The sequence below is a fragment of the Mesorhizobium sp. GbtcB19 genome (genome assembly GCF_019091085.1).
Taxonomy (GTDB): Bacteria; Pseudomonadota; Alphaproteobacteria; order Rhizobiales; family Rhizobiaceae; genus Mesorhizobium.
Genome location: NZ_JAGXJY010000018.1, coordinates 93,809 through 111,202, shown reverse-complemented (window position 1 = coordinate 111,202; position 17,394 = coordinate 93,809). Strand labels below are relative to the sequence as shown.

Sequence of the window (17,394 nt, the reverse complement as noted above, 5' to 3'; positions counted from 1 at the left end):
GGATGTCACTCTGCCGCTGATGCTGGCGCTGGAGCGTCTGTCGCCGCTCGAGCGCGCCGCCTTCCTGTTGCACGACGTGTTCGGCTTGCAGTTCGAGGAAGTCGCCGCCGAGATCGAGCGAGATCCGGCCGCCTGCCGACAGCTTGCGGCAAGAGCGCGTGAGCATCTGCGCGAGGCGCGGCCGCGCTTCAAGGTCGAGAAGCAGCGCGGGCTGGAGATTGCCGAGGCCTTCTTCGACGCGTCGCGCAGCGGCGACATGAAAGCGCTCGGCGCGATGCTGAGCGCCGACGTCATCGCCCACGCCGATGGCGGCGGCAAGCGCCCGGCGGCGACCGAGCCGGCCCTCGGCTTCGAGGCGGTCATGACGCAATATGCGGCGGTAGCGGCATGGCTCAAGGACAACCGCTCGAAGCTCATCCGCTACGGCTTCATCAACGGCCTGCCAGGCTTCGTCACAATGGAGGTCGACGGCGAGCTGCAGACCACGGCCCTCGACATCGAAGGCGGCAAGATCACGGCGATCTATGTGATGCGAAATCCGGACAAGCTGCGGCACCTGCACTAGCGGTGTGCCGATATTCGGGTGAGGCCGGCCTGCAAATGGCGACTTCCTGCGCTTCCGGTGCTCACGTACTTTAAGTACGCTCCGCTCCGCTTCTCGGAAGCCGCCATTTTCGACTCGGCCTGACCCGAATCTCGACGCACCGCCTCAAGAGCCAGTTTTGCGACGATCTCATCGGCCAACCTCGAGCGGCTAAATGCCTAGTCGGAACTTTTGCGCCACTGGCGATTTTGGGTATGCTGCAGACCCAACTGCCAGAAGGTTGCCCGTCGATGATGAAATATCTCGCTGTCTCTGCTCTCGTGCTGGCCACGGCCGCGAGCATGTCGGCCTCGGCGGTTGCGGGCGAACGGCATCATCATCGCCACCATCGTCATCAGCCGCCGGTCGAGCATGAGCGCTACGTTCCGGCCAGTGACGATATCCTCTACCAGCTGTTCGGCGGTCCGCGCTATTACGACCAGCAGCTGTTCACCACCGCCGCCGGTGCCTGTTCCTACAACCGTGTCGGACCGGACGCGAATGCGATAAACAAGATCAACGACCACCATTGCGGAAAGTAGCCGTCGTCCGCGGCGGCTTGCCCGGCAATCGATAGGCTTCACGCGGCGCACTTCACTGCATGCGTTGGACGACTGTTGCCGTTCAACTCCGGCTTCCGTCGGGTCGCTGTTCGGGAGGTGTTCGAACACATTCCGCCGAAACATTGTATACAAAACATAAGAAAGATGTTGACAATCTTTCGCAGCCGGTTTCCCTTAACACCATCCGCGCAGCCTACGAGCAAAACACAAAGCGCGATAACCAAGGGGAACTGCTGATATGATCAACCGTCGCTCGACTCTGAAATCCATGGCGCTCGGCGCCGTCTCGACCCTGGCCATTGCCGCTGTCGGCATTTCGTACGCGCAGGCTGAAAACAAGGAACTGAAGATCGGTTTTGTCGGCGTCACCAGCGGTCCGGCCGCCGCCTGGGGCACCTCGAACGTGCGCTCGATGCAGACCCGCGCCGCCTGGATCAACGAGACCGGCGGCGTCAAGATCGGCAACGACACCTACAACGTCAACATCGTCACCTTCGACGACCAGAAGGACCCCAAGCGCGCCATCGCCGGCATGGAGAAGATGGCGCAGGAAGGCGTCCACTATGTCGTCGGCCCGAATGTCGATGACGGCGCCGCCGCGGTGCGCCCCGTGGCCGAAGCCAACGGCATCATCTACTTCCCCTACGCCTTCCCCAAGGCGCTCTACCAGAAGCCGGCCTCCAATGCCGTGCTCGGCATGATCGCCAACTACCAGTCCGGCCCGGCGATCTACAAATATCTCAAGGAAAACAAGGGCGTGAAGAAGATCGCCTTTGTCGCGGCGAATGAGTCCGACCCGCTCAGCCAGCGCGACGGTGGCGTCGAGGCGGCGAAGGCGCTCGGGTTGGAAATCGTTGCCCAGAACGACACCTACCAGAACGACACACGCGACTTCACGCCGGTGCTGACGCCGATCGTCGCGCTGAAGCCCGACCTACTGGTCTTGTCCGGCGTCGCGCCGGCCAACGCGCCGCTGCTCATCCGCGCCGCGCGCGAGCTCGGTTATGAAGGCCTGATCTCGACCGAAACGGCGCAGGACGCCAAGGTTCTGGAAGAGGGCGCAGGCGAATACGCCAACGGCTTCATTTCCGTCGGCGGCGCTTCCACGCCGGAGATTGCCTCCGACACGATGAAGGAGTTCGTCACCCGCTACACCAAGATGTTCGGTGAGTATAACGACGAGTCCAACACCAAGGTCTATGCGCTGGAATACATCCTCGATACGCTGAAGGCCAACCCTGCCGCGATCAACGACGTCGCCGAATTCAAGAAGACGATGGACACCTTCTCGGCGCCCAATCCCTTCCTCAAGGGCGATGCCAAGCTCGGCTATGTCGGCACCACCTCCTTCGGCCAGAAGCGCCAGCTTTCGGTGCCGATGGTGGTCAACGAATACAAGGACGGCGCTTTCCAGACCCTGTTCGTCGGCTCCGTCGACTAGCGTACCTTCGAGCGTCGTTTCCTCAAGCTTGCCGCGGGGTCCGGCCGATGGGCCGGACCCCGCGGAAGATCGAAGGTATCCATGGAACAGGTCATCGCCAACGGATTGTATCTCGGTGCCCAATATGCGCTGATCGCGCTGGGGCTCACCCTGATCTTCGCCCTGATGAACGTGCTCAATTTCGCCCACGGCCAGATGTATGTGCTGGGCGGGTTCATCACCTACACCGTCTACGGCCAGCTCGGCTTGCCCTTCGTGGTGGCGCTGCTCGCCTCCGGCGCCACGCTCGCCGTCATCGGCGCGCTGATGGAGAAATTCCTCTTTAGAACCGTCATCAGGCGCAGCCATCGCGAGGAAAGCACCATGCTGCTGGCCGCGGCGACGGCCTTCTTCTTCGATGCCGTCATCCTGCTCCTCTTCGGCGAGAAACAGCGCGGCGTTCCCAAGATCGTCAAGGGCGTCTTCAACGATGCCGGCATCATCATGCCTTACGATCGGCTGGTCGTCGGCGCGCTGGCGATCGTCTTCATCGCCGCTTTCGTCCTCTACATGCAGTACAGCCGCGTCGGGCGCGCCATGCGGGCGCTTGCCCAGGACCGCGTCGCCGCCCAGCTGATGGGCGTCCGCGTCGACCGCTATTCGATGATCGGCTTCGCCATGGGCGCGATGCTGGCCGGCGTCGTCGGCGGGCTTTTGGTCACCATCACCGGCGTCAATTCCGGCATCGGCGGGCCGATCTCGATCAAGGCCTTCCTGATGGTGATGATCGGCGGCGCCGGCGTCGTCGGCGGCGCGATCGCCGGCGGCTTAATCCTCGGCATGATGGAGTCGGTCGGCCTCACCGTGCTGCGCGAATATGGCGACGTGACCTATCTCGTCATCTTCGCCGCCCTGATGGTGTTCCTGTCGATCCGCCCCAACGGGCTGATGGGCAAGCCTTGGGGTTGACCGCGCCATGACCCTCAATCGCAACGTCAAGATCGCCGCGGTCGTCGCCTTCCTGGCGATCGTCTTCATCGCCGTGCCGGCAGTCATCTCGGCCAGCGGCCGCTTCGACCTCTATTACACGCTGACCTCGGTGGCTTTGCTCAGCATAGCCAGCGCCGGTGTCTGGCTCACCTTCTATATCGGCCGCATCAACATCGGCCAGGGCGCCTACGCGCTGATGGGCGGCTATATCTCGGCCATACTGGTGATGAACCACGGCTGGTCGTTCTGGCTGGCGCTCCCCGTCGCGGGCCTGTTCTGCGCCGCTGCCAGCGTGCTGATCGGGCTGCCGATCCTGCGCCTGCGCGGCGTCTACTTCGCCATGGTGACGCTGGTGCTGACCGAGGTGGCGCGCTTGCTGGCGCTGGCGCTGCCGATCACCAACGGCGCCAAGGGCATCGTCAGCATCCCGTTGCCCGGCGCGCTGTCGGTCTTCGGCGTCACGCTGATCCCGGATTTCGCCTCGCTGCAGAATTCGCGGCTCGCCTTCTATCTGCTGGCGGTCACGCTGATGGTGGTCTGCTTCGCGGTGATGTACCGGCTGGTGAATTCGCGCATCGGCAAGCTTTGCCAGTCGCTGCAGCAGAACGAGGAGCTCGCTTCCTCGATCGGCGTCAACATCGCCTATCTGCGCGTCATCGCCTATGCCGTCTCGTCCTTCTTCGGCGGTGTTTCCGGCGCCATCTTTGCCGCCATCTCGCAGTCGATCTACCCGTCGAGCTTCACCGTCACCGATTCCGTCAACTTCATGCTGAACTGCTTCCTCGGTGGCCTCGGCTATGTATTCGGTCCGATGCTCGGCACGCTGGTGCTCTATTTCGGCTGGGACCTTCTGTTCCAGACCGGCCAATTCCAGTTGCTGATCTATTCCGGCCTGATGATCGTCCTGATGCTGGTGCTGCCCAACGGCCTGCTCAGCCTTGCCGAAATGACCCGGAAGAAGGGTTGAGCCATGGCCGAAATGCTCGAAGTCTCCGACCTGACCAAACGCTTCGGCGGTCTCGTCGCGGTCAACAACGTCTCGTTTTCGGTGCGCGAGAGAGAGATCTTGTCGGTGATCGGCCCGAACGGCGCCGGCAAGTCGACGCTGTTCAAGCTGATCTCGTCGTTCCTCAAGCCCACAACGGGCGAGGTGCGCCTGAAGGGCGAGCGCATCTCCGGTCTCGCCCCGCACATCGCCGCCCGCAAGGGCGTCGTGCGCACCTTTCAGGAGACGACGATCTTCAAGAACATGAGCGTGCGCGACAACGTCATCATCGCGCATCATCTGCGCTCGAAGGCGAGCCTGTTCGGCTTCTTCCTCGGCACCGGCGCGGCGAAGGTGGACGAAGCGGCCTTCGGCCAATCGGCCGACGAGATCCTGGCGCTGCTCGGCCTCTCCTCGCTCGCCAATGAGACCGCCCGCAACCTGCCGCATGGCCATTTGCGGGCGCTCGGTATCGCCATCGGTCTGGCCACCAATCCTTCCATCCTGCTGCTCGACGAGCCCTTCGCCGGCATGAACCACGACGAGACGATGCGCATGGTCGAGATGGTGCGGCGCCTGCGCGAGCGCGGCCTGACCATCCTTCTGGTCGAGCACGACATGCCGGCCGTGATGAAGATCTCCGACCGGCTCGTCGTGCTCAATTTCGGGCAGAAGATCGCCGAGGGAACGCCGTCGGAAATCCAGGCCAATGAGAAGGTGATCGAAGCCTATCTCGGCAGCGAAGACGAGGCGATCGGCCTATGAACCAGATCCTGAACTTCGCCAATGTCGAGCTCTATTACGACCATGTCTACGCGCTGAAAGGCGTCTCGCTCGAGATCAACGAGGGCGAGACCGTCGCGCTGATCGGCGCCAACGGTGCCGGCAAGTCGTCGATCCTTCGCGCCATCACCGGTCTGCGCAAGATCAGGTCCGGCGAGATCCACTATGGCGGCAAGCGCATCGACGGTGCCGCGCCCGACGAGATCGTCAAGATGGGCATAGCCATGGTGCCGGAAGGTCGCCGCGTTTTCCCTTACATGACGGTCAGGGACAATCTCCTGATGGGCGCCTTCACCCGCACCAGCAAATCCGAGATCGCCGCGTCGATGGAGATGGTGCTGGGGCGCTTTCCGCGGCTGAAAGAGCGCTTCTCGCAGGCCGCCGGCACGATGAGCGGCGGCGAGCAGCAGATGCTGGTCATCGGCCGCGCGCTGATGGCGAAACCGAAACTGCTTCTGCTCGACGAACCGTCGCTCGGCGTCGCGCCGAAACTCGTCCAGGACATCGCCCGCTCGATCGTCGCCATCAATCGCGACGAGAAGGTCAGCGTGCTCCTGGTCGAGCAGAATTCGCGCATGGCGTTGCGCATCTCGCAGCGCGCCTATGCGCTGACCACCGGCAGCGTCGCGCTGAGCGGCAACTCCGCCGAACTGCTGACCGACGACCGGGTCAAGCGGCTTTATCTCGGCGGCGAGATCTGAGGCTGATTGGAATGCGCATACTCGTCATCAATCCCAACACCACCCAATCGATGACCGCCAAGATCGGCGAGGCGGCCGCGAGCGTCGCGTCGGGTGGGACCCAGATTATCGCCGTCAATCCGGCCGACGGCCCGCCGAGCATCGAGGGTTATTTCGACGAGGTCTTCGCCATTCCAGGCATCATCGCCGAGATGGGCAAGGCGCCGGCGGCGGATGCCTATGTGATCGCCTGCTTCGACGACACCGGGCTGGACGCGGCCCGCTGCGCCACCGAGGCTCCGGTCATCGGCATCGGTGAGGCGGCGTTCCATATGGCGAGCCTCATCGCCGGTAAATTCAGCGTCGTCACCACGCTTGCCCGCTCGGTTCCGGCGATCGAGCACAATCTGGCGAAATACGGCCTCGCCTCGCGCTGCGCCAAGGTACGCTCGTCGGAAGTCGCCGTGCTCGAGCTCGAACGTCCAGGCTCGAATGCAAGACACCGGATATCGGAAGAGATCGCGCGCGCCATCAGCGAGGACAGGGCCGAGGCGATCGTGCTCGGCTGCGCCGGAATGGCCGACCTTGCGCACAGCCTGTCCGAAGAGCACGGCGTTCCGGTGCTCGACGGCGTCGTCTGCGCCGTCACGCTGGCCGAGAGCCTGTTCAAGGTCGGCTTGAAGACATCGAAGATCGGCGGCTATGCCGCGCCGCGCGGCAAGCGCTTCGCCGGCATGTTCGCACCGCTGTCGCCCACGCAAGCCGAGATCGTTTAGGCGGCTTTGTGCCGCCGGGCGATCGGCCGGCAGCCGGACAGGTGGGATTGACCGCCGCGCGAGCGATACTAGATTGAACGGGCTGCCGGCGATTTGGGGGCAGATCGGGCCATTTCGGGCCCGCGCATTGAAAGTATGTTGACGGTACTCAGGGAAGAAGATCGGGACGACAAGCCGGCGGCGCGCTGGTCGCCGATCTATTATGGGCTGCGGGACGCCATCGTCAGCCACCGTCTCGCCCCCGGCACCAAGCTGCCGGAAGACGAACTGGCCTCGATCTATTCGGTGAGCCGGACCGTCGTCCGTGCCGCCTTGCAGGCCTTGGCGCATGACCGGCTGGCGCGGCTCGAGCCCAATCGCGGCGCGTTTGTCGCGCAGCCGTCGAAGATCGAGGCGCGGGAAGTGTTCGAGGCGCGCGCGCTGATCGAGCCGAAGGTGGCCGCGCTTGCCGCCAGGACGGCGGTGCCGTCCGACATCGCGCAATTGCGGGTACATCTCGAAAAGGAACATGAGGCGCTGCATGACGGCCGCGACAGCGACGCCATCATGCTGTCGGCGCGCTTCCATGTCGGCATCGCCGAGATCGCGGCGCATTCGGTGTTCACCAACTTTGTCCGCGACCTCGTCTCGCACTCCTCGCTGATCATCGCGCTTTACTGGAAGCGCCGCGACGCGACCTGCGAGAAGCACGCCCATCACGCCTTGGTCGACGCCATCGAGGCCGGCGACAGCGCCAACGCCGCCGCCCTGATGAACAGCCATCTGGTCGACCTTTTGTCCGGGCTCGACCTCACCGACAAGGTCGAAAAGTCTGACAGCCTGGCGGACCTGCTGCAGACGGCGGTCCAGCCGGTTCGCTGAACCGCCGGAGGACCTGGCTAGGCCGCGGCCGCTTGCGAATAATCCATCCGTTCCAGGTCGGCAATGAGGCCGGGTCCCGTCGGCTGCCAGCCGAGATGCTTACGCGTCCATTCGCTCGAGGCCGGCATATCGAGGCCCGCGAATATCGAAAGCCATCCGAAATGGTCCGCCGCTTCGTCCTGGGAGAGCGAGACCACCGGCACGCCGAGCCCGGCGCCGATCACTTCCGCGATCTCGCGCATGGCAATGCCTTCCTCGGCGACGGCGTTGTAGCGCACGCCGGCTTCCTGCTTGTCCAGCGCCAGACGGTAGAGCTTGGCGACATCGAGCACATGCGCCGCCGACCACCGGTTGCGGCCTTCGCCGAGATAGGCTGAGACACCCTTGGCACGTGTCTGCTCGATGAGCGGGGTGATCAGACCCTGCTTCATCGCGTCATGCACCTGCGGCAGCCGCACCACCGACACCTTGACGCCCTTCTCGGCCATCGCTTGGCCGGTAAGCTCCGACAGGATTCGCGGATTGGGATGGTCGGTGTTGAAGATGTCTTCCCGCGCCGGCTGACCGTGTTCGGCGGAACCCATGCCGACGCCAGACGTGATGAGGAGCAGCCGGTCCGAGCCGGCGAGCGTGCCGCCCAGCGTTTCGATGACGCGCTTGTCCTTCTCGCAATTCGCGACGAAATTCGAGAAATTGTGATCGAAGGCCGTGTGGATCACCGCATCCGACTTTGCCGCGCCGTCGCGCAGGCTGTCGAGGTCTTCGAGGTCGCCGCGATGCGCCTCGGCGCCTTGGGCCGCAAGCGACCGCGCGCCGGCATCGGAGCGGGTCAGGCCAAGCACCTGGTGTCCCGCGGCGAGAAGCTCAGGCACGATTCTGGAACCGATGAAACCGGTCGCGCCGGTGAGGAATACACGCATGGGAGGTCTCCTGTGGTTGTTCGGAGGCCTTATTTGCGCTATATCTCATTCTGTTAAAGTAGTGACTTTATCATGGTATAATAGCCAACAGGATGGCAATGCCCCAAGGGACCGCCCACAAAGAGACGACCAACAAGCTCGGCACCTTTCTTCGCGACCGCCGCATGCGCCTCGATCCGACCGCCTTCGGTTTTGCCATGGGTCGCCGGCGCACCCAGGGGCTGCGTCGCGAAGAGGTGGCGCAGCGCGCCAATATCAGCCCGACCTGGTACACATGGCTGGAGCAGGGAAGGGGCGGGGCGCCCTCGGCGGATGTGCTGAACCGCATCGCGACCGGGCTGATGCTGACCGAGCCTGAACGCGAGCATCTGTTCATGCTGGGTCTCGGGCGGCCGCCGGAAGTCCGCTACAAAGGCGTGGACAGCGTCACGCCGCGTCTTCAGCGTGTCCTCGACGCCTTGGACCCCAGTCCGGCCATCATCAAGACCGCGACATGGGATGTGGTCGCCTGGAACCGCGCCGCGGCGGCGATGCTCACCGACTATTCCAAGCTGCCGCGCGAGCAGCGCAACATCCTGCGCCTGATGTTCGGCAATCCGCGTGTGCGCGACGCCCAGGAAGATTGGCAGAGTGTCGCGCGTTTCGTGGTTGGCTCGTTCAGGGCCGACGCTGTCCGCGCCGGCGCGGGCGCGGAGGTCACCGAACTGGTCGAGGAGCTTTCTCGGATCAGCCCGGAATTCGCGGCGCTCTGGCGCGACAATGACGTCGTACCCGCGCATGGCGAAGGCGTGAAGCGCCTGCGGCACCCCGAGATCGGGCTGATCGAGCTGGAGTTCTCGGTCTTCGCCGTCGACGGCCGTCCGGAACTCGGCATGATCGTCTATAATCCCGCGACGCCTGGTGACGCGGAGCGCATCCAGTCGTTGATCGAGGCACGCTCTGCAAAATGATGGACCGCCATCCGGCGGCCCATCACAAAATCTAAAATCCGAAGGCTCAATACCCGACGGTGAAGCGCTGCCGGATATGCTTCGGGTTCTCGATCTCGTTCGCCATGACGATGGCGTAATCCTCGAAGGAGATGCTGCTGCCATTGTCGTTGGTCAGCAGCGTGTCCTTGCCGAGCCGGAACTTGCCGGTGCGCTCGCCGGCCACGAACAGGGCCGACGGCGACAGGAAGGTCCAGTCGAGATCGTTGACCGTCCTGAGCTTGTCCAGGAAGTCGCCGCCCTTCAGCGCCTCCGACTTGTAGATGGCCGGGAATTCCGGCGTGTCGACCAGGCGCTTGCCGGGCGCGACTTCGAGGCTGCCGGCGCCGCCGACGATGAGATAGCGCCTGACGCCGGAGGCGCGCACCGCCGCGATCAGCGTGTCGGGATCGCTGGCGGTGAAATGCACCGAGCTGATCACCGCGTCGTGGCCCTTGATCAATGCGGCCAGCGCGTCCTTGTCGAAAGCGTCGCCTTTGACAGCGGTGACGCCCGGGAGTTTGGCGATCTTCTCCGGATTGCGGGCAATCGCGGTGATGGCATGGCCGCCATCGGAGAGTTCCTTGAGCAGGCGCGAGCCGACTTGGCCGGACGCGCCGATGAGTGCGATCTTCATGGAAGTTTCCTTTTGCTTGGGGGAGGGGATCGGGGTCACGCCGCCTGGAGATGGGCGACGAGATTCTCGTAGCTGCCGAACAGCGCGTTGGAGCTGATCAGCCGGGGCGCGTCGTTGCGGATGACGGCGAGCGACGGAACGCCATTGGCATGAAGCCGCTGGAACAGGCCGCGTCCGCGGCCGACCAGCTCGCGATGCGCAGCCAGCACTTCGTCTGTCGGCGCCTTCACTGCCGCGGCCGTGTCCGCCATGCCGGCATCGGCCAGCACCTGCGCCACGCCGTCGACCGTCACGATATCGCGCCCGTCGACATAGCGGGCGCGTTGGATCGCCTTCAGCGCCGCAAGTCGCAGGCGCGGGTCGTCGAGACCCGCCGCGCTCACGCCGAGCGTTGCGGCGCTGGAATCGAGCAGCGTCCCGCGCACGTTGAGCACATTGTCGAGATACGCCTGGCTGAAAACCTGCCCGCTCAGCCGCTCGATGCGCTGGTCGTTGGCCCAGGCATGGGCGGCAAAGCCTTCATCCATCGGCCGCGCCCCGGATCCGGAGAACAGCCCGGTCGGCAAAAGCTCGAGCGTGACACCGCTTGCGGCAAGCCTGTCCAGCATCGGCGTGGAGCCGTAGCACCAGCCGCAAAGCGGGTCGAAAAGATAGGTCACGGTGGTGTCGGTCATTGCCATCTCGGTCCGGGGAACATTGTCTCCCGCCTAGATGGCAGTTCGGCCGGTTGCGAAAAACGGCGATCAATCATACAAACTGTCTGACCAGATCAGACAATAGCGATGGCCGACCTCCTAAACCTCAACCGCCTTGTCTACTTCACCACCGTCGTGGAGACCGGATCTTTCACCGCCGCCGCCGACCGTCTTGACGTCGCCAAGGCCGTGGTCAGCCATCAGGTGGGCAAGCTCGAGCAGGAGCTTGGCGCGACGCTGTTGCGGCGCACGACCAGGCGCGTCACCGCGACCGAGGAGGGACGGCAGTTCTACGACCGCGCCGCCATCATCCTGCGCGAAGCGGAGGCGGCCTATGGCGACATCTCGCAAAGCGCGGGCAAGCCGACCGGGACGCTGCGCCTTACCGCCTCGCTCGACTATGGTGCGAAGATCGTCGCCCCGACCATTGCCGACTATCTGCGGAAATATCCGAAGATGAAGGTCGAGGCTATCTTCGACGATGCGATCAGCAATCTGGTCGACGAGCAGATCGATCTTGGCATCCGCATCGGCTGGCTGGCCGACTCCTCCAACCAGGCGCGGCGCCTGGGGACCTTGCACCAATTCGTCGTCGCAACCCCGAAGCTCGCGGCCGGCCTTCCGAAAGATGTGAGCCCGAAGCTCGCAAAATCCCTGCCGTGGGTCGGCAATGCGCAATTGCGCGGCACCGGGCAACGGCTGTTCTCGAAGGACGGCGAGACGGTGTTGCCCGAGTTCAATCCGGTCATGATCGGCGACAAGACCCCGGCCGTGCTGGCCTGTGTGCTGGCCGGCATCGGGCTCGGCATCTTCCCCGACTTCGCCGTCGAGGACGACATCGTTGCCGGCCGGCTCGTGCGGGTGTTCGCCGACTGGACGCTGCCGTCGGGCGGCATCCATGCGGTCTATCCACCGGCCCGCTTCAGGCCGGCCAAGGTGCGCGCCTTCGTCGACCTGCTGGCGGCGGCGGAGAGGAAGCGGGCAAAGTCAGGACGCTTAGGATAGTATTCACGATCAGACCGCTTCGGGCGGTGCTTTTCACGGGAGCTGTTCATGGCCTTCAATGACCTCAGTTGGTCGCCCTCGGAAAAGAAGGTGGCTCGCGCCGCCTTCGACAAGGCTCTCGAGGTGGCGCTGGGCAAGACACTGGCCGAATTCAAAAAGAAGGCCAGTGATGCGGCGAGCTTTTCCGACATGTGGGAGATCGAAGATTATCTGAGACAGCAACGGCGAAACCTCGAGCAGCTGTTCGACTATCGCTACTCGCAGCTGATCCTCGTCTTTGCCAGTCTTATCCGGAAAGGGTATCTCGACGAGAAGCTTCTTGCCGGTTTGTCGCAAGACAAACGGGAAGAGATAAGCAGGTTCCTTGCCTGGCACGCGAGGACATAGCGCGCCAGGACTAACTCCGTGTCGCCGCGCGCCTCAGCGCCTGCGGTGGCTGGCCGAAGCTCCTGAGGAAAGCGCGGCGCATGCGCCCGGCATCGCCGAAGCCGCTGTCCTCGGCGATGCGGTCGAGCGGCGCATTGCTGGTCTCCACCGCCATGCGCGCGGTTTCCAACCGCAGGCGCTCGACAGCCTTGGCGGGCGTGGCGCCTGTCTCCGCCGCGAAGGCGCGAGCGAAGTTGCGCGGGCTCATCGCAGCGCGTTCGGCGAGGCGTTCCACGGTCAGCGTCTCGGCGAGCTTGCTCCGCATCCATTCGATCAGCTCGACGAAGCGTCCCGAACGCCCGCCGAGTTCGACCAGCGCCGAGAATTGCGACTGGCCGCCCGGCCGCCGCTGGTGCACGACGAGCTGCTGCGCGGTGCGGCGCGCGATCGCCGGGCCGAGATCGTCTTCGATCAGCGCCAGCGCCAGGTCGATGCCGGCGGAGATTCCGGCCGACGTCCACACGCGGCCGTCCTGGATGAAGATACGCTCGGCGTCGAGCTTCACCTTTGGATAGCGGCGGGCGAAATCGTCGGTGCTCCACCAATGCGTGGTGGCGCTCCGGCCGTCGAGCAACCCGGCCTCCGCGAGCAGATAGGCGCCGGTGCAGACACTGGCCGTCCGGCGCAGCGTTGCGCGCCGCAACCAGGCGACGATTTCCTGCGCCGCTGCCATCGAGCGGATGATCTCGCCGCCGGAGATGACGGCGGTGTCGAGCGGCCCGGCGTCGGACAATGGCCGTGCCGAAAGCCGTAGGCCCGACGAGCTCTCGACCTCGCCGCCGCCCGGCGCCAGCATCTCGAGCCGGTAGCTGCCCGGCTGATAGTGCTCGGCCAGCTCGAAGGCTGCCGCGGGGCCGGCGACGTCCAGCAACTGAAAACCCGGATGGATGATGATGCCTATCGCTCGCATGGCAGTTTTCGCCCGATATATGTCATTTCGGCCAAAATGGCGCGGAGCTAGGTTGCCGGTCAAGCGTTTGGATCGGAAGGACCGGACCATGAGTTTGCGAATGTTATTGTGGAGCACCCTTGGGCTTGTCGCGCTATCGGCCGTCGTAGTGGCCGCTTGGCTCCTGTCTCTGCCCTCGGCACCCGTCGCCGCGGTGCAGCCGGCGATCGACGCCAAGGAGACCGAGGCCACGCTCGCGGCGCTGAAGCCGAAACGTCCGCGCCCGCTGATCGCGATCATCGGCGTCAACGACGGCACCGAGACCACCGATTATCTGATGCCCTATGGCATCCTGCGCCGCGCCGACGTCGCCGATGTCGTCGCGCTGGCGACGCAGCCGGGGCCCGTGCAACTGCACCCGGCCTTGCGCGTCGAGCCCGATGCGACGATCGCCTCGTTCGACGCCCAGCATCCGCAAGGCGCCGACTATGTCATCGTTCCCGCCATGATGCGCGACGACGATCCGGACGTGTTGAAATGGATCAGGGAGCAGTCGGCCAAGGGTGCCATCGTGATCGGCGTCTGCGTCGGCGCAACGGTGGTCGGCGCCAGCGGATTGCTGGACGGCAAGCGCGCGACGACGCACTGGTATTCGCTGAACGAACTGCGCCGGAAGCATCCCACGATCCGCTATGTCACCGACCGCCGCTACGTCGTCGACCGGAATGTCGCGACCACGACCGGCATCACCGCCTCCATGCCGATGATGCTGACCCTGATCGAGGCGATTGCGGGCCGTGAGAAAGCCGAGGCCGTCGCTCGCGATCTCGGCCTCGACCGTTGGGGCGCGCGCCACGACAGCGGTGCCTTCAAATTCACGCGGCCCTTCGCGCTGACGGCGATCGGCAACACGCTTGCCTTCTTCAATCACGAGCAGCTCGGCATTCCGCTGACGCCGGGCATGGACGAGGTGTCGCTGGCGCTGGCCGCCGACGCCTGGTCGCGAACCTTTCGCTCCGGCGCCGTCACCTTTGCCGCAAATGACGGCGCCGTCGTCAGCCGCGGCGGCATCCGCATCCTGCCCGACCAAGTCGACGCTGACTGGCCGGCGGACCGGACGGTGTCGGCCATGGCGGACATGCCGCCGGCAAAGGCGCTGGACCGGACGCTCGAGGACATCACGGCGCGCTACGGCGCACGCACCACCGATTTCGTCGCCATGCAGCTCGAATATGCGCGGACACAGCCGGCCCAGTGAACCGTCAGACTTGAGACGTCAGCTTTGCCGCCGTTTGCCCGATCGCTTCGGGGAAGAACCGGTGTCGCCCGGATGCCGGATATGGTCGATGAAGGCCCGCAGCTTGGGCAGCACCTGATGCCTCTCCGGATAATAGAGAAAAACCCCCGGCGTAGTCACCGCGAAGCGGCCGAGCAGCGCCTGCAGACGCCCGTCGGCGATCGGCGCCTCGGCGATCGGGCTCGGCACCTGCGCCAGCCCGACACCCTGGATCGCCGCGCCGAGCAGCGACGGATAGTCGTGCGCGATCAGCGGTCCCGAGACGATCGCCTCTATCGTCTTGTTGCCGTCGACGAAAGACCAGGGCGCGACCGAACCGTTCGAGCGGCGCAGGCGCAGGCAGGCATGGTCGCGCAGATCCTCGATGCGCTCGGGCGCCGCGCGCCGGCGCAGATAATCCGGACTGCCGACGACCACCATCGGGAAGGACGGCGTCAGGCGGACCGCGACCATGTCGGGCGCGATCAGATCGCCCATGCGGATGCCGGCATCGAAGCCTGCGGCCGCGAGATCGGCCAGCTCGCCGCTGGCAACGATCTCCAGCTCGATCTCGGGATAGGCCTGGCAGAAGGAGGCGATCATCGGCTCCAGCAGCACCGGCACAACAGCCGGCGGCACCGAAAGGCGCAACAGCCCCGCCGGGCGCTGGCCCATTCCGCGCGCGATCTCGCTCGCGGCGATCAACTCCTCGAAGGCCGGCCGCGCGCGCGCGAAAAAGCGCTCGCCAGCTTCGGTCAGGCCGACGCTGCGCGTCGTGCGGATGAACAGCGCAGCACCGATGCGCGCCTCGAGCGTGCGTATCGCCTGGCTGATCGCTGACGGTGTCACGGCAAGCTCGGCCGCCGCCTTGCGGAAATTGCGATGCCTGGCGACGCTCAAGAAGGCTTCGACGCCATCAAGCGCGCCATACCTGACTGTGAAGTTCTGCTTCATGACCCATCGACATTATCGCGGATAGTCGCTGGCAGAAAGCCGCCTTATCTCTTGCGTGACCAGGAACACCAACAGGGAAGTGGCAATGACCGATGAACTCGATCGCGTGCGCGATCACTACCGCGCGACCGGCCTGACCGAACGCCTGAAGGCAGCACTTGCCGTTTTTGGGCCGGACGAACAGCGGCTGATGCCCGAGCAATTGGCCACGCTCGACCAGTTCCACACCCGCGGGCTGGCCGCGACCGCCGAGCTCGCCAATCTGGCGGTCATTTCCGCCGACATGTTGGTTCTCGATGTCGGATCGGGCGTCGGCGGTCCCGCCCGCTTCCTGCAGGCGACCTATGGCTGCGAGGTGACCGGCATCGATCTCAGCGAACCCTTCGTCGAGGCCGCGCGCTATCTGACCCGGCGGACCGGGCAGGACGGCAAAGTGTCGTTCGAAACCGGCAGCGCGCTGGCGCTGCCTTTCGAAGCTGGCCGCTTCGATGCCGCGCTGTTGCAGCATGTGGCGATGAACATCGCCGACCGGTCGCTGCTCTACCGCGAGATCAGGCGCGTGCTGAAGCCGGGCGGAAAATTCGCCACCTACGACGTCGTGCTGAATGGCGGCGACCCGCAATATCCGGTTCCCTGGGCGAAGACGCCGGGCGAAAGCTTCCTGCTGAACGCCGAAGCGACCTGCGCGGCCATCGAGGCCGCCGGCTTCGGCACCCTCGTCCGCCGCGACGATACCGCCGCCGCCAAGGCCTGGTTCGCCGAGCTCCGCGCCTCCGGTCCGCCGCCGCTCAATCTCGGCGTCGTCATGGGGCAGAATTTCCCGGAACTCACCACCAATCTCGGACGCAATCTCATGCAAGGCCGACTGGGTATCCTGACCGCAGTGTTCGAAGCCGTTCCTATCAAGGCTTTATAGGAGGCGCGGATGTCACCGGCGATGATCCTGAACATCCAACTCGGGCTTGGCTACGTGCCCTGGTTGCTTTGCTTTGCGGCCTATATCTGGCCGAAGCTGAGATCGATGGAGCCGATAGAGGCGCAGCGCGCCATCGCAACGCTGCACAGCTTCCGCTTCTTCGGGCTCGTCTTCCTCATCCCGGGCGTCGTGGGGCCGGACCTGCCCGCCGGCTTTGCCCCTTTTGCCGCCTATGGCGACTTCGCAACCGGCCTGCTCGCCATGCTGGCGCTGCTTGGCGCGGCGAGGCCTGCGATCTTCTGGCCGCTGGTCGTCGCCTTCAATATCGTGGGCGTGGTCGACCTTTTCGGCGACTACTATCACGGCGTCATGCTCGACCTTCCGGGGCATGCCGGGCAGTTGGGCGCGACCTACGCGATCCCGGTCATCTACGTGCCGCTCTTGATGATCACGCATGTCGCGGCCTTCTATCTGCTGGCGCTTTCCAGGCGCCATCAGCTCGCGGCGACCTAATACATAGGGTTCGCCATATGCTTCGGCGCTGGCCATTCGCTGGTGATCTCAGGCTGCACCGGACGCTCGAGATAGGTCGACAGCACGACATAACTGCGCGTCGAGGTGACGCCGGGCGTGTCGTAGAGACGGGCGAGCAGTCCTTCGAGCGCCCGGGTGTCCTCGGTGCGCACCTTGAGCAGCATGCAGGTGTCGCCGGCAACCGTGTGGATCTCCTCGACCTCCGGATATTTGGACACCGCCATCAGTTCCGGCGTCTTGCCCCAGCCTCTTGTGTCGATATGCACGAAGGCAAGCAGCGGCTTCTTCACCGCCCTCGGATCGATGATCGCCGAGGTGGCGCGGATGGCGCCGCTGCGCTTGAGCCGCTTGACCCGCTCATGCGCCGCCGGCGGCGACAGGCCGACGCGTTCGCCGAGTTCGGCATAGCTGATGGTCGCGTCCTCGACGAGAACGCCTAATATCTTTCGGTCGACCGGGTCGATCTCTCGGGTCGGCTGCTTGTTCCGCTGAATGTCATCTGTTTCTAGGTCCATATGGAAATTCTCCATTGA

Annotated in this window: 21 protein-coding genes; 15 read left to right on the top strand and 6 right to left on the bottom strand. The window is 64.7% G+C overall.

Features of this window, described 5'->3' with window-relative positions; genetic code table 11:
* The 9 genes from KVT37_RS25455 to KVT37_RS25415 form a co-directional block, all read left to right on the top strand.
* Positions 1 to 565 (top strand): sigma factor-like helix-turn-helix DNA-binding protein (locus KVT37_RS25455; RefSeq protein WP_217577769.1); only part of this gene is annotated, 565 nt, incomplete at its 5' end.
* 269 nt (positions 566 to 834) lie between these two features.
* Entirely contained in the window at positions 835 to 1,125 is a 291-nt protein-coding gene (locus tag KVT37_RS25450) for a hypothetical protein (RefSeq protein ID WP_217577768.1), read from the top strand.
* A gap of 259 nt (positions 1,126 to 1,384) precedes the next feature.
* Positions 1,385 to 2,587 (top strand): ABC transporter substrate-binding protein, encoded by a 1,203-nt coding sequence (locus tag KVT37_RS25445; protein WP_217577767.1) that lies wholly within the window; start codon positions 1,385 to 1,387, stop codon positions 2,585 to 2,587.
* Between the two features lie 81 nt (positions 2,588 to 2,668).
* The gene (locus KVT37_RS25440; protein ID WP_217577766.1) at positions 2,669 to 3,535 is read left to right on the top strand and encodes a branched-chain amino acid ABC transporter permease; all 867 of its coding nucleotides are present in this window, start codon (positions 2,669 to 2,671) and stop codon (positions 3,533 to 3,535) included.
* Between the two features lie 7 nt (positions 3,536 to 3,542).
* A complete protein-coding gene (locus KVT37_RS25435; RefSeq protein WP_217577765.1) occupies positions 3,543 to 4,523 on the top strand; it encodes a branched-chain amino acid ABC transporter permease in 981 nt (326 codons plus the stop codon).
* 3 nt (positions 4,524 to 4,526) lie between these two features.
* Complete coding sequence (locus KVT37_RS25430; protein WP_217577764.1) at positions 4,527 to 5,306, top strand: ABC transporter ATP-binding protein; 780 nt, start codon at positions 4,527 to 4,529, stop codon at positions 5,304 to 5,306.
* Positions 5,303 to 6,025, top strand: coding sequence for an ABC transporter ATP-binding protein (locus tag KVT37_RS25425; protein WP_217577763.1), 723 nt, complete (start codon positions 5,303 to 5,305; stop codon positions 6,023 to 6,025). Before KVT37_RS25430 ends, KVT37_RS25425 begins: the two co-directional genes overlap by 4 nt.
* Before the next feature lie 11 nt (positions 6,026 to 6,036).
* Positions 6,037 to 6,780: an aspartate/glutamate racemase family protein gene (locus KVT37_RS25420; RefSeq protein WP_217577762.1), complete on the top strand. Its 744-nt coding sequence runs from the start codon at positions 6,037 to 6,039 to the stop codon at positions 6,778 to 6,780.
* Between the two features lie 135 nt (positions 6,781 to 6,915).
* Positions 6,916 to 7,641, top strand: coding sequence for a GntR family transcriptional regulator (locus KVT37_RS25415; protein WP_217577761.1), 726 nt, complete (start codon positions 6,916 to 6,918; stop codon positions 7,639 to 7,641).
* A 17-nt stretch (positions 7,642 to 7,658) separates the two neighbouring features.
* On the opposite strand, the gene KVT37_RS25410 is transcribed toward KVT37_RS25415, so the two are convergent.
* Entirely contained in the window at positions 7,659 to 8,561 is a 903-nt protein-coding gene (locus KVT37_RS25410) for an SDR family oxidoreductase (protein ID WP_217577760.1), read from the bottom strand.
* 98 nt (positions 8,562 to 8,659) lie between these two features.
* Between KVT37_RS25410 and KVT37_RS25405 the strand changes: the two genes are divergently transcribed.
* A complete protein-coding gene (locus tag KVT37_RS25405; protein ID WP_217577759.1) occupies positions 8,660 to 9,511 on the top strand; it encodes a helix-turn-helix transcriptional regulator in 852 nt (283 codons plus the stop codon).
* A 46-nt stretch (positions 9,512 to 9,557) separates the two neighbouring features.
* On the opposite strand, the gene KVT37_RS25400 is transcribed toward KVT37_RS25405, so the two are convergent.
* Together KVT37_RS25400 and KVT37_RS25395 are read right to left on the bottom strand one after the other, a co-directional pair.
* Positions 9,558 to 10,166 carry an NAD(P)-dependent oxidoreductase gene (locus KVT37_RS25400; protein WP_217577758.1) on the bottom strand — a complete coding sequence of 203 codons (609 nt, stop codon included), beginning with the start codon at positions 10,164 to 10,166 and terminating at the stop codon, positions 9,558 to 9,560.
* 35 nt (positions 10,167 to 10,201) lie between these two features.
* Positions 10,202 to 10,840 (bottom strand): DsbA family protein, encoded by a 639-nt coding sequence (locus KVT37_RS25395; RefSeq protein WP_217577757.1) that lies wholly within the window; start codon positions 10,838 to 10,840, stop codon positions 10,202 to 10,204.
* Positions 10,841 to 10,948: 108 nt separating this feature from the next.
* On the opposite strand from KVT37_RS25395, the gene KVT37_RS25390 reads away from it, so the two are divergent.
* Both KVT37_RS25390 and KVT37_RS25385 read left to right on the top strand, forming a co-directional pair.
* The gene (locus KVT37_RS25390; protein WP_217577756.1) at positions 10,949 to 11,866 is read left to right on the top strand and encodes a LysR family transcriptional regulator; all 918 of its coding nucleotides are present in this window, start codon (positions 10,949 to 10,951) and stop codon (positions 11,864 to 11,866) included.
* Positions 11,867 to 11,914: 48 nt separating this feature from the next.
* Positions 11,915 to 12,253 (top strand): hypothetical protein, encoded by a 339-nt coding sequence (locus tag KVT37_RS25385; RefSeq protein ID WP_217577755.1) that lies wholly within the window; start codon positions 11,915 to 11,917, stop codon positions 12,251 to 12,253.
* A gap of 10 nt (positions 12,254 to 12,263) precedes the next feature.
* Here KVT37_RS25385 and KVT37_RS25380 read toward each other — a convergent pair whose 3' ends face one another.
* The gene (locus KVT37_RS25380; RefSeq protein WP_217577754.1) at positions 12,264 to 13,202 is read right to left on the bottom strand and encodes a GlxA family transcriptional regulator; all 939 of its coding nucleotides are present in this window, start codon (positions 13,200 to 13,202) and stop codon (positions 12,264 to 12,266) included.
* An 88-nt stretch (positions 13,203 to 13,290) separates the two neighbouring features.
* Here KVT37_RS25380 and KVT37_RS25375 point away from each other — a divergent pair, with 88 nt between their 5' ends.
* Positions 13,291 to 14,439 carry a DJ-1/PfpI family protein gene (locus KVT37_RS25375; RefSeq protein ID WP_217577753.1) on the top strand — a complete coding sequence of 383 codons (1,149 nt, stop codon included), beginning with the start codon at positions 13,291 to 13,293 and terminating at the stop codon, positions 14,437 to 14,439.
* Between the two features lie 18 nt (positions 14,440 to 14,457).
* Here KVT37_RS25375 and KVT37_RS25370 read toward each other — a convergent pair whose 3' ends face one another.
* Complete coding sequence (locus KVT37_RS25370; RefSeq protein WP_217577752.1) at positions 14,458 to 15,411, bottom strand: LysR family transcriptional regulator; 954 nt, start codon at positions 15,409 to 15,411, stop codon at positions 14,458 to 14,460.
* A gap of 85 nt (positions 15,412 to 15,496) precedes the next feature.
* Between KVT37_RS25370 and KVT37_RS25365 the strand changes: the two genes are divergently transcribed.
* The gene (locus tag KVT37_RS25365) at positions 15,497 to 16,327 is read left to right on the top strand and encodes a class I SAM-dependent methyltransferase (protein WP_217577751.1); all 831 of its coding nucleotides are present in this window, start codon (positions 15,497 to 15,499) and stop codon (positions 16,325 to 16,327) included.
* A 9-nt stretch (positions 16,328 to 16,336) separates the two neighbouring features.
* A complete protein-coding gene (locus KVT37_RS25360) occupies positions 16,337 to 16,840 on the top strand; it encodes a hypothetical protein (RefSeq protein WP_217577750.1) in 504 nt (167 codons plus the stop codon).
* Here KVT37_RS25360 and KVT37_RS25355 read toward each other — a convergent pair.
* Positions 16,837 to 17,376 (bottom strand): Lrp/AsnC family transcriptional regulator, encoded by a 540-nt coding sequence (locus KVT37_RS25355; RefSeq protein ID WP_217577749.1) that lies wholly within the window; start codon positions 17,374 to 17,376, stop codon positions 16,837 to 16,839. The genes KVT37_RS25360 and KVT37_RS25355 overlap by 4 nt on opposite strands.
* Positions 17,377 to 17,394: the final 18 nt, after the last annotated feature.